This window comes from Clostridium sp. KNHs214 (assembly GCF_000744935.1).
Classification (GTDB): domain Bacteria; phylum Bacillota; class Clostridia; order Clostridiales; family Clostridiaceae; genus Haloimpatiens.
In genome coordinates, this window is record NZ_JQMW01000011.1 from 440,512 (window position 1) to 453,259 (window position 12,748).

Consider the following 12,748-nt stretch of genomic DNA (forward strand, 5'->3'; position numbering starts at 1 on the left):
CCTTTTCAATATTTTATTAATATATTTTTAAATTTAGCACTAATCATAAATATAATTAAATATTTACGATTAATATTTTTAATTGTATTCAATTTTAAATTAAATAAGAACCAAAAATCTCACTTATTTTTGGTTCCTATTTATTAAAACGCATGTTTTTTTATTTAATTTAGTAGTGTGTTTTTTTAATTATTTTCTAATTATTTTTTACTTGTTTTTATCCTATATAACCTGCTTTTTTAAGTACTTCTTGAGCCTTTTCACTTTCGTCTTCTGCCACAAGAATTACAGGACCTGTACATCCCATTCCACTTTCTGAGTATACTCCTTCTTTCCAAAGAGATTTACAAGCATCTTCAAGTTCAAGTATATCTATACCTGGAATAGCAAATGTTACAACCTTTTTAGGTGGCATTTTAACTTCTTCAGCTGCAGCTGGAGCTGCTTTTTTAGTAACTTTATCTATTTCTTCTTGAAGACCTGCTTTTTTAGCAGCTTTAAATTCTCCAGAAGCAATAGATAAAACTTTATTTTGTGCACAAGTAGCACAATATCTTAGAGCTTCACATATAAGTGGAGCACCTGATGCTCTTGATACTATGTTAACTAGTTTATCATAGTTGTCACCAATTCCTGGTCCATAACCATATCCAACTGTTTCATAATTTCCACCTGTAGTAAATGAAGAGAATATTTTTATAAGAAGATTTCCTGTTAATGAATCACATACCATTACATCTGGAGTACCTGCAAGAAGGTCATTTCCTCTCATAACAGCTCCACCATCTGCTCTTAGTGATTCAGCAAAATCAAATTTGTATCCTCTGTTTTTAACTTCATTTAATATTCTTTCAACTTGTCTAGCTCCATCAACATTTAATATACCTACTTTAGGATTTTCTATTCCTAGGGCTTTAGCCGTAGATATACCAGATATTGCATTTATAACCATACCTTCAACTCTGTTTGTTGATGTAGTTCCAGTAGTTGTAGCTAATATCATTTCTCTTCCTAAACCTGGAGTTACTACTCTTCCTACAGTAGATACTCCTATTGGGAAGTCAAAGTGTTGAGTTACACAGCCATCTATTTGGCCTTTTTCAAGAAGTTCAACCATTTTCTTATGGCCTTCTTCTGCATCACTTACTTCTATAGTTTCGAACTCATCAGTAATTTTTGATCCTATTAAAACTATATCAAAATCACCGTATTTACTCTTAGCTAATTTAGCAGCTTTAACCATTTCTTCTGCCCCATGCTCTGAGCCTAAAATAGTCAAGCCTATTCTTACTTTCTTCTTAAAGCTTCCACTTTTGATACCTTCAGCGATTTCATTAAACACCTCAGCAATCATTGCCTTTGTAGCGTTGCTAGCCAAGCGAAACACCCCTTTCTATAATGTATTAATGCATTATTCTTCTACTTTTGTTCCTAAGAAGTTAGCAAAGTCTTTCATAGCATCTGCAACCATATCTTTAACTTCTTCCTTGCTTATTCCGCCTTCTTCTTCTACTTTTCCTGTATTCTTTTCAACCAATATAGAAATACCATCGAATAGGTTAGTCATTCTTCCTAAGAACAAGCTTCCTTTTCCTATGATCATGAAATTGTTTAATTTTCCTTCTTTCATTAAATCTATTCCATGACCAATTATTGGAACTCCTGATGGAATATGTCCTTGAGTTGGAGCAAATCCTGGGTATCCATGATCTTTTACGAATGCTGGTAATTCTTTTCTATCTAATTGTCCTGCTTTAACAGCTAATGCACCTATCATTTTGTAGTTTTGTGTTGGCACATCTCCAGCTCCTGCTGGTTCAGTTATTTCAGAAGTTTGCATTTCTGGTGAGAATTTGTCTATTTGTGGTATTGTAAATCCATTATCAATTAATGGCTTAAGTACTAATGCATCTAATACTGCTTGTGGTGAAGCTCCACTTGCTATAGTATGTCTTCCTACAACATCTGTTCTTATGATTGGATTAACTCCATCATTTTCAGAAACTAATATTGCAAAACCTCCTAAACAATCTTCTAACACTGGTAAATCTTTACCTATATGTGATTTTCCATTCATACCTAGCTTAGCTGTACATCCGCCAGCTACTACTAAAACATGTTTGAACATACCTGATTTTACAAGTGATGCTGCATTAATTAGAGCATGAGATGGTCCAGCACAGAATCCTCTCATATCTATTCCAGTAGCTCCCTTGAAGCCAGCTATTTCTCCTACAGATTTAGCTAAGTTTCCGCCGCCTCTTTGGTTCATGTCTCCTACAGCTTCTTCTGAACATTCTATAATGTATCCAACTTCTTCAGCTGGTACATCTAATTCTTTTATAATGTACATAGCAGCAAGTACTCCTGAAGCTTTAACTGCTAAGTTTTCAAGCATGAATTCTGCAGAAAGGTTAGAGTCAAATTCGTGAGCTCTCTTTACACATCCTACTAATTTTCCATCTTGATATAATCCTTCTGCTCCGTTTTGTTTTACAGCTTTTTCTACGTCAGCTATTTCTACACCTTTTAAAGCTGCTACCTTATCTTTTAATAATTCATGTGCTTCTATTTTTCCTTTTACGCCTTCAACAAAGGACTCTTCTAAAAGTACAAGATCAAAAACGTCTACAATTTTCATTAATGCATAGAATTCATCTTGTGGCATTATTTCTCCAAATTTACCAAATCTATTAGCACCCTCAACATTTGCAGCATGCCAAGGTTTTGCAGTGTTTGCTAATTCCTCTGGAGTCATGTTTCCTATATAAGTTTGGTTTGGCGCATATCCAACAACCTGCTCATAGCTTCTTAAATGGCTTTTTATAGCTTTTAAGTATTCTGAATCTGGATTTTGTTCTCTTTCTAACATTTGTGTAGTACCATTATGTATTACCATGTCTGGTGTGTTTACTAACACATAAGCTGCTTTTTTTAGAACTGGGAAACTCATTATAATACCTCCTCTTATTTTCAAAAATACATTCTTAATAATTTTATTAAAAACAAAAAATTAGTAACAATCTCTTTTCAAAATTCAAAATATACAATTAAATTGGAGCCCCACCAAAACTTATTTTTAATCTATATCTTGTTAAAAACTCCTTTGGAAGTTTTCTCTTCAACTTTCAATTTTTTATTTCTTAACTTATTACTAAATTTTTATTTTCAACAGACCTTATCCTAGTTAAACTAGAAGTTGTTTCGTCTATTTAAACAAAAGTGCTGGGAACACACGGTTCCCAAACACTTTCTTATCAGATTAGTCTTCAAAAACTTTTTGGCCATCTACTTCAGTTTCAAGAGCCTTTAATGCTTTCTTAACTAATCCTTTTCTTAATTCATATTCATCTTCTTTAGATAGAGCTGGGTTTCCAAGTGGATGTGGAATAGCAATTGTAGGTACTATTCTGTTAGCACCAACTGTTAATGATATTGGCACTACTGTACACATATGAACTACTGGAATTCCGCCTCTTTCTATTTCTTTAACTAACGTTGCACCGCAACGAGTACAAGTTCCTCATGTAGAAGTTAGTATAACTGCATCTACACCATCAGCTTTTAATTCAGCAACGATTTCTTCACCAAATTTCTTAGTTGATGCAACAGCAGTTCCATTACCAACTGTTGTATAGAAGTATCTGTGAAGAGAACCAATCTCTCCGTTTTTCTCCATTTCTCTTAATACGTCAACTGGTATAACTCTGTCTGAGTCTTCGTTAGCATAAGTTGGATCATATCCGCCGTGAGCTGTTTCATAAGTTTCTTCAGTTAAATCCATAACGCCTTCGATATCGTATTTTCCATAGTGAGATGCACTTGAAGATTCGATATGATCTGGATTTCCCTTTGGAACTATACCACCAGATGTAACAATAGCAATCTTAGCTTTTGTTATATCTTTTACAGCTGGATTTGGATCTACTCTGTCGAAGTTTGGCATTGGGAATTCTGTTACGAATTCTTCACCTTTTATCTTCTTAACAAGTAATTCTACAGCTCTCTTTGCTCCTCTTTCTTCATGGAAGAAGTTCTTTCTTATTCCTCTTGGAATATATCCTTCTTCTGCAGGAGTTCCTACAGCTTCACCTTTAGCTAATTTAGTAGCTAATTTAGCAATTGCTGGTAACGCCTGTCTCATACCTACTGCACTATTTCTAGTTTCAACGATGTATACGTCTTTTTTGTACATATCAGCACCTGGATTTTCAACGTACATAGCAGTTAATACAGGTATGTTTAATTTTTCTTGAACTTCTTTAGCTATTGTTCCACAAGCAACACCGTATCTACCAGCATTAAATGCAGGACCTGCTATGAATAGATCTGGGTTATATTTTTTCACCATTTCTATTACTTCTGCTTTAGCTTCATCTATATTTTCATTGAAATAAGAGTCACCACATATTACTGTTGCAACTATTTCCATTCCTTCTTTTTTAAGCAATCCATTAAGACCCATTCCTGGTCCTACGAATCCTTCTCTTACTTCTGGTTTATAATCAGCTTTTTCTTCTCCACCAATTCCGGCATAGAATTGATTTATATAGTGAACTACTTTAATCACTTTTTCTCCCCCTTTCAGGATTTAAAGTTATGGGTTCTTATTTGTTATATTTAGAATATTGGTCTCTTACAGTTTTAACTTCATTTATTAAATCGTCAACATCTAGAACCATTTCCATCATGCCACATTGCTCATCATATACTGCAGCATCACATTCATCTTTAATTTCTGGCTCTACTACGTGATAAACACCTAAACCTAATTCTACTCCTGCAAGTGGACCTGCAAAAGTTGGGTCTCCAGCACATACTGTTTCTGCTGATAATCCTGAAGCTTCACCTTCAGCTCCGCCTAATACTACTACTAAATTTTCAGGGCCGTGCTTTTCAGCTAAGTCCTTTACTCTTTGTTGGATCTCCAGATCCATAGCTCCTGCAGCTGTTCAAACAAAGCATTCTGTTGATGCAAATAATACTTCTGCTCCAGCACTTTCTACACAAGCTTGTATAGCTGGGCCTGGTATACCATCTCTATCGCCTATAGCGATAACTTTCTTTCCTTGTAACATTATAATCATCCTTTCTGTTCTGTTTTAATTATGGACATTTGAATTTTTCTTTTTAAACTGTTATTGAACTGATATTAGAATCCTCTTGCAGTTAAGTAATTGAATCCAACTTCACTAGTTGCTCCAGTTATAACTTGAATTTCAGCTTCTATAGAACCGTCTTCTCTTAAACTTCCAACGTGTCCTCCAGCTATTATATTAGCTGCTTCTGGATGTCCTATTACTTTTTTCATTGGAGGTAATACAACTACTTCGTTAGCATTTCCTCCTGTTACAACTGCATCTCCTTTTGGAGTTGAGTCTGCTAATGATTGAGAACTTCCATCTTGTCCTGCATATTCGTCAGTTATAAGTACTGTTTTGATTCCTTTGTCTGTTATCTTGTTACAGTTCATAACTAAGTCAGCATCTGGGTTACCAAAACCTTCTTCAGAAATTATAACTGCATCTGCTCCTAAATATTCAACTAATTTAGCTGTCCAGTTAGAAGATCTTTCTTTATCAGCAAGATATACGTTTTCATTTGTGATTACACATCCTAAGAAGTTGAAGTCTTTTCCGTGTCTTTCATATAATTCTTCAATTACTGGATGGTTCATATGAACATATGATGGGTTTTTGTCGCAAGCAGATACGCAGTTACCACTAACGATTGCTCCATCAAATACTTCTGTTGGATATAAGAATGTTGGGATTATTTTCTTAGCATCTACGCCATATACATATGTATCATGTAGTAAGCCTTGGCTTTGTAACATGTATACATAAACTACTTTTGGTAGTTCTGGGTATTGTGCTGCTTGTTGTAATAGTGGTAATGTTTCAAATACCTTTACTTCATCTGGTTTGATTTCCTTACCAGCTTTTCCAAGGTAAGCAGCTGCTTTAAATCCTATAGTTCTTATAGCTTCTTCATGTTGATGTTGATTTATTCCTTCTTTTGGTTCACAGATAACAACTAAGTTATTAGTTTTAGAGAATGGAGTGTATTTTGCACCCTCTCCACACATATCTATGATACCTTCTTGGAATCCAACTATTTTACCAGTTGTTATTACTGCTGCACCCTTAAGTACATGAGTTCTTCCATTTCCAACAATGTCAACTTTACTCATAAAGCCTGGCATTATGCCGCCTTTACCCTCAACTTTAACTCTTGGCTCGATTACGTCTTTAACAGGGATTATTCTTACTTCCTCTCCTGGTCTAACGATATCAAAATCGATACTAGCTACTCTTTCGTCTCCGCCTACTTCATTTAACAATTCTTCTTTGTTTACATAAAGAACACCATTTTCAACCTTAGTTTCATTACCAAATTGCATGTCCTTTATAAATATTTTGCCTAATTCAAGACGCAAGATGTTCACCTCCCTAAAAAATTTAAAACACTGATTAGATTTTTTATATTAAAGGCTTCAGAGGCTAAAGCCTCTGAAAGTCTTTAAAAACATTTTTCTTAACACATCTTATTTGTAATTTAAACAAATGACGATGTTTTTATACTCGAATTATAAAGTTTCGTAGTATTCTTTTATGAAGTTATCTATATCGTCAATTGAGCTTACTTTATCTGGAGTTATTGTTTTCACACATTCTCCACCATTGTATATTTTCATTGTTGGTAAGCCTAAAACTTTTTGTCCTATAGCAACTCTTCTAGCTCCACCTATGTTTAAGCTAGCAAATTTAATTTTGTCAGCGTATTTTTCCTCTAAACCATGTACGCCTGGCATTAATTGTTTACATATTTCGCATTTGTCTCCCCAAAAGTCAACAAATACTGGTTTGTCAGTGTAATTAATAACTTCTGCATCAAAATTAGTCTTATCTAATTCTACCATTTTACAGACCTCCTATTTATTTTATATTATTAATACTTATAATTTTTTGAACTTTATAATTAAAATTTTTATTTTAATTATTTTGAACTTTTTTATTAAATTTTTTAATCAAAATTATTTCGAAATTTTTTTTATAAATTTTTTAGTTGACTTATTTCGAACTTTATGATTAAAATTTTAAACCTGTTTTATAATTTTATAAGATTTTTTTGCTTTTATGTATTACTCAGCAAAATTGTTTTCTATATAATGTTCTGCATTTGTAGCAGCAATTGCTCCATCTGCAGCAGCTGTAATAACTTGTCTTAATGATTTTTCTCTTATATCTCCAGCAGCAAATACACCATCAACATCTGTTCTCATTTCTACGTCAGTTAAAATGTCTCCTCTTTCATTCATTTTTACCTTTCCTTTAAATACTTCTGATATTGGAAGGTATCCAACGAATACGAATACACCATTAACTTCTAATTCACTAACTTCGCCTGTTTCTCTGTTCTTAATTACTAAACCTTCTAATATTTCATCGCCTTTAGCTTCTTCTACTACAGAATTCCATATAAATTTAATTTTTGGATTTTTGAAAGCTTTTTCTTGAAGAGATTTTGCAGCTCTTAATTGGTCTCTTCTGTGAATTACTGTTACTGTCTCAGCAAATTTAGTTAGGTATATAGCTTCAGTTATAGCTGAGTCTCCTCCACCTATAACAGCGATATCTAAATCTGTAAAGAAGTCAGCGTCACAAGTTGCACAGTAAGAAACTCCTCTTCCTCTTAATTCTGTTTCGTTTTTGAATCCGCCTAATCTTGGATATGCTCCAGTAGCTATTATTATAGTTTTAGCTTCGTAACTTTCGCCATTTTTACATTTAATTGTTTTAATTTTTCCTGTGAAATCTACATCTGCTACTTCATTTTTAACAAAATTTACGCCAAATTCTTCTGCTTGTTTTCTCATTCTTTCTGATAAACTACTTCCAGTACACTCTTCAATAGATCCTGGATAGTTTTCTAATTCATCAGTTGTTGTTGCTTGACCACCAAATTTTGCTCTTTCAATTAATAAAGTATCCATTCTTGATCTTGCTGCATAAAGTCCTGCTGATAATCCAGCTGGGCCTCCGCCTATTATTATAGTATCGTAAATATGTGCCATCCTTTCATCCTCCTTAAATTAATACATGATATATTAAATCATAGTCTATAACTTTGAAATCATTTAATACATTTTCTGTCCAATTAGGAGTTTTCCCCATTTTCAGAAACTTATCCGTAGTAGCTATAGCGTTTTCAATAATAGTTAACGATTGCATATCTAAAGATTTCCCAGCTACTACTGACACACATACAGTTCTGTATGGTGTTTCATTAGGTTTTACACTACTCATAAGTGGATGCGTCAAAAGTCTATGTCCTATATGTATATAATCCCTAACTTTTTCAAAAACTTTCATAACGTTATCATTTATAAATATTACTTCTACAACTCTTTCTTCCTTTTGCAAATTTTCTTTAGCTAAGGGATTGTTTGTAATTACTATCATATTTTCTACCACAACAAATTCTCCTTTACATATAAAAGCATATAAAAAAGTATATAAAAAAACAGAGAAATAAAAGACTACGTCTGTGCCTCTTATTCTCTGTCCAATAACCTGAGAGTTTTGCTCCGTCGGTGCCCATAAGGCTTTCCAGAGTTATGTCAGTTTTAGGTCCTTTTTGCCTGAGAGATTCATATTGCTTCGGCTCACAATACTTACTCCTTCGGCTACTTACTATACTATATAGTAAGTTATCTCCCATAAACATCATCCATAATAAATATTAAGTTCTCTATTGATTACATTATAACTGAATATTGATAAATTTTCTACAAAAAAACCTAAATTGTTCATTGGTTTTTTGTATACATACTATAAGTTTATTAAATAGTTAAATAATTTATAAAATTATAAAAGTCCGAATTGAAATAAATGTATTTTTAATATTCTTCTATAAAGAACACTCCACAGGCACCTCCGCCAGAATGAGTGCCTACTATGCAACCCACATGAGCTTCTATAAATTCTCTGTCCATTGAATTAATCCTATTTGTTAATTCTCCTAATATATCTTTATTATCTGCATTTAATAGTATACTTGTTGAGCCTTCTTTAATTCCTTTTTCATCCATATAACTCAAAATAGTCTTTACAGCCTTTTTTCCACCTCTTACTTTATCCATAACAGCCATTTCCCCATCTTTTACTTCTAATATAAGTTTTATACCTAATATACTCCCTATCATTCCTGCTGTTTTAGACAATCTTCCTCCCTTTACTAGGTTATCTAAACTTGAAAAAGCAAGACAACTTTTTACATGAGGCATTCTTTCTATAATTCCATCCTTAATTTCTTTTATAGTCTTTCCTTGTTCCCTAAGTTTGCAAGCTTCTATAACTAAAATTCCTAGTCCTGAAGTGACATTTAAACTATCTATAACTATTATATCTTCTGCATTTTTAAGTATAGAGTCACTTAATAACATCTCCACAGCCATTTTAGCTGATTGACAAGTTCCACTCATTTTTGATGATAAATGTATGGAAACTATTTTGTATCCATCTTCTATATATTTTTTATAACACTCATAAAATCTCTGCGGATTTACTTGAGTAGTAGTTGGGAAAACACCTGAAGTATACATCTTTTCTAAAAACTCTTCTAACTTTATGTCTACCCCATCCCTAAAGGATTCCTTCCCAAAGTTTACAAACATAGGAAGCACTTCTATATTGTATTTTTCTACTATCTCCTTAGGCAAATCAGCTGTGCTATCTGTTATAATTTTGATCTTTTCCATGCGGCTATTTCTCCTCTCTTATTTCATGTGTGGAAAACCCATCTGTTTGAGAGCCTCATAAGCTACTATAGCTACAGTGTTTGATAAATTAAGAGATCTAGTGGTAGTTTCCACCATAGGAACTCTTATACATCTTTCTGGGAAACTTTCTCTTATATAATCTGGAAGTCCTGATGATTCTCTCCCAAATATTATAAAATCCCCCTTTTTAAACTGTACATCAGTATAGTAATTTTCACCATGAGTTGTTATAAAATAAAAATTAGCATCTTTATATTTATCTTTCATCTCCTCATAGTTTTCATGCAACTCTAACTTTACATGAGGCCAGTAGTCCAAACCACATCTTTTTACCTGTTTGTCATCTATATCAAATCCCAAGGGCTTTATTAAATGAAGCTTACTATTAGTAAGTACACATGTTCTTCCTATGTTACCTGTGTTTTGAGGAATTTCTGGCTGAAATAGTACTATGTTTAATATATCTTCTTCCAATTTTCTACCTCCTGCTCAATTCGAGAATACATCCACTTTATATTACCCTAATTATATATAATAGTAAAGGCGCATAATAGTTTATTAACAAATACTTCAAAAATGCCCCTTCCCTAGCCCACTAGCACACTGGCACTCTAGCACACTAATATACGCCCCACTAATCCCTATGGTATAAAATTATAGAAAAATAGCTTCACATAATACTTGAATCTTCCTTCTACAGAAAGTATGTACTTTTCTATAAATTCTATGAATTCCTTCCTGTTAAATTCGTCATCGACTATATTACCATAATGCTCTTTATAATATACATCTACCATACTTAAAAGATTATTTTTTAGTTGTTCATCCTTTATACTGTACACAAACTCTTTATCTCCTATGCTTTCTCCTCTTATTATATCTATACTCTTAAGTCTTCTAGCTGTGAAACAATAAAGAGGTATAATGCTATTTGATTTTATAATTTTTCTTTTTCTAATCCTATACAGTACATAACTCAATGCTAAAATACACATAAAAGCTAATGCAGTAACAATTACTTTTATTTGCTTACTAGTGAATTTAATTCCTTGTTTATCTGATACAGAGTCTTCATTTTGCATATTTGTTACTTTATTCTTCTTATTATTAACTTTTACATTATCTATATTTATGTTTGTAGTCTTTTTCTTCTTTTTTCTTCTATATTCTACTGGTGTAGGTGCTGAGTCAGCTATGGCCCAAATATCCCTTTCTGGATCAATTAAAACTTCACTCCAAGCATGAGCCTCTTCATTGGTTACACTTATACTAGATTTTTTATCTCCCTTTTTATCCACTTTAAATCCTTCAGAATATCTAGCAGGAACACCCGCTATTCTACACATAACAGTCATAGCTGTAGCAAAATATGTGCAATATCCTTTTTTTTCATCAAAAAGAAAATAATCTACAAAATCTTTTCCCTCTGGTACATCAAAAACTTCTAGTGTATATTGATAATTTTTATTTAAATAATCCATTATTCTTTCTACTTTTTCTTCACTGCTTTTGCTTCCATTTACTATATTATAAGTTAATTCATAAACTCTTCTTGGAACAGAATTAGGCATCTGTAAATAGTCTCTGTATTTAACCTTTATAGTATCATCATCCATTACATTACTATTAGTCCCTAAGCTTTCCTCCTTAACATTATCTGAATTCTTAGAGAATATTTTCTCTTGATCTGGAGAATATATCATTTCACCTAAAAAATAAGCAGTATGACTCTTCCCATTTATTTTAAAATATTTTTGAAAATCCTCTATGCTTTCCAACGCTCCATCTACATATTTTACGGAATACAACGAATTTTGTATCTCGGAATTTATAAATACTGGAGTATTATCGTAATATACTGTGCCATTGACTCCTTCAATATCATAAGGATATATTGGAACCATTATGGACGTTGTTTTTATCTCTCTTGGAATAATTTTTACTTGGCGCCTTTCACCTTCTCCCGAATTATAAATGCTATGCTCTCTTATGCCTTGATTTTCTTTTTTCCAATAAGATATATTCTTAGTTTTCCACATAACACCATTATAATAATTTTTCATAGATCCTCTAATATATTTTATATAACTCCCCTGCATCTCAAAGGCTACCTTGTCATCTAACAGTATTCTTCCTCCAAGTTTTTTATCATTATTTGAGTACCCTGATAACCTCAAATTATATGAGCTTATCTTAGCTTTATCTAAGGGACTATGTTGGAAACTCTGTGCAAATTTATTTTTAAAATTGCCTTTATAATCAGTATAGTATTTCCCCTTAAAATTTTGAGGTAAAACTATAGATATAGTTGAAACGATTAATGAAAAAATACAACAAAATATAACTACTTTTTTAAAACTAAGCTTCACTTCAATATTATCTTTAAGAAGTTTTTTCCGCATCTTGCTATAAGCAAAAATACCACTAGAAAATAAAGTGATAAATAAGAAAAGCTTTAAATTTTTCTTAACATCGTCAGTATATCCCAAAAACCACATGCATGTTACATAAGCTAAATTCATAAATATTATTAAATTGTTAAATTTATAGCTTATGGCTAAAACTAATGGCACTACAAATATAAAAGCTAATATAAACATAAATTTATATTGAGCTAAGGCCGTTGGTTGTGCTTTTTCAGTTAATGTGTAAAGCTCGTTGAAATTGTTTATAAGCTCCCTTTCAATAAATCCATAAAAATTACTTTCATTCTTATATACAATTAAAAAAAAGAATAACAATATAGCCACCGTAGCTATTATTCTATATTTTCCTTTCTTTAAACCATAACTATATATCCAATATATAAGCAAACTTATTAAAAATAGAAATATAATATAGAAATAACTAAATCCTTTTATTATTAGAGTATCTTTTAATAGCTTCATTGCAAAGAGCAAGTTAACAAGAACTCCAAAAATTAAAGCCCCTCTCTCTTTTATCCAGTTCAATACTTTTCCCCCC

At 32.2% G+C, this 12,748-nt stretch carries 11 protein-coding genes and 1 riboswitch; all 11 genes read right to left on the reverse strand.

The window, feature by feature from the left end:
* Positions 1–217: 217 nt before the first annotated feature.
* Positions 218–1,378, reverse strand: a complete 1,161-nt coding sequence (gene grdD, locus CC89_RS10665; RefSeq protein ID WP_502685631.1) for a glycine/sarcosine/betaine reductase complex component C subunit alpha — start codon at positions 1,376–1,378, stop codon at positions 218–220.
* 33 nt (positions 1,379–1,411) lie between these two features.
* On the reverse strand, positions 1,412–2,953 hold the full coding sequence (gene grdC, locus CC89_RS10670) for a glycine/sarcosine/betaine reductase complex component C subunit beta (RefSeq protein ID WP_035292013.1): 1,542 nt from the start codon (positions 2,951–2,953) through the stop codon (positions 1,412–1,414).
* 309 nt (positions 2,954–3,262) lie between these two features.
* Positions 3,263–4,570, reverse strand: coding sequence for a glycine reductase complex selenoprotein B (gene grdB / locus CC89_RS10680; RefSeq protein WP_081897036.1), 1,308 nt, complete (start codon positions 4,568–4,570; stop codon positions 3,263–3,265).
* Positions 4,571–4,607: 37 nt separating this feature from the next.
* Positions 4,608–5,078: a glycine/sarcosine/betaine reductase complex selenoprotein A gene (grdA, locus tag CC89_RS10685; RefSeq protein WP_081897037.1), complete on the reverse strand. Its 471-nt coding sequence runs from the start codon at positions 5,076–5,078 to the stop codon at positions 4,608–4,610.
* Positions 5,079–5,152: 74 nt separating this feature from the next.
* A complete protein-coding gene (locus CC89_RS10695) occupies positions 5,153–6,439 on the reverse strand; it encodes a glycine/sarcosine/betaine reductase component B subunit (protein ID WP_035292024.1) in 1,287 nt (428 codons plus the stop codon).
* A gap of 150 nt (positions 6,440–6,589) precedes the next feature.
* Positions 6,590–6,922, reverse strand: coding sequence for a thioredoxin family protein (locus CC89_RS10700; RefSeq protein WP_035292026.1), 333 nt, complete (start codon positions 6,920–6,922; stop codon positions 6,590–6,592).
* Between the two features lie 222 nt (positions 6,923–7,144).
* The gene (gene trxB, locus CC89_RS10705) at positions 7,145–8,077 is read right to left on the reverse strand and encodes a thioredoxin-disulfide reductase (RefSeq protein WP_035292029.1); all 933 of its coding nucleotides are present in this window, start codon (positions 8,075–8,077) and stop codon (positions 7,145–7,147) included.
* A 13-nt stretch (positions 8,078–8,090) separates the two neighbouring features.
* Positions 8,091–8,465 carry a GrdX family protein gene (locus CC89_RS10710; protein WP_035293544.1) on the reverse strand — a complete coding sequence of 125 codons (375 nt, stop codon included), beginning with the start codon at positions 8,463–8,465 and terminating at the stop codon, positions 8,091–8,093.
* Between the two features lie 156 nt (positions 8,466–8,621).
* Positions 8,622–8,733, reverse strand: a riboswitch (glycine riboswitch).
* Positions 8,734–8,902: 169 nt separating this feature from the next.
* On the reverse strand, positions 8,903–9,763 hold the full coding sequence (locus CC89_RS10715; protein ID WP_035292031.1) for a DegV family protein: 861 nt from the start codon (positions 9,761–9,763) through the stop codon (positions 8,903–8,905).
* An 18-nt stretch (positions 9,764–9,781) separates the two neighbouring features.
* Positions 9,782–10,258, reverse strand: coding sequence for a tRNA (uridine(34)/cytosine(34)/5-carboxymethylaminomethyluridine(34)-2'-O)-methyltransferase TrmL (gene trmL, locus CC89_RS10720; RefSeq protein WP_035292032.1), 477 nt, complete (start codon positions 10,256–10,258; stop codon positions 9,782–9,784).
* A gap of 167 nt (positions 10,259–10,425) precedes the next feature.
* A complete protein-coding gene (locus tag CC89_RS10725; RefSeq protein ID WP_035292034.1) occupies positions 10,426–12,735 on the reverse strand; it encodes a transglutaminase domain-containing protein in 2,310 nt (769 codons plus the stop codon).
* Between the last annotated feature and the right edge of the window lie 13 nt (positions 12,736–12,748).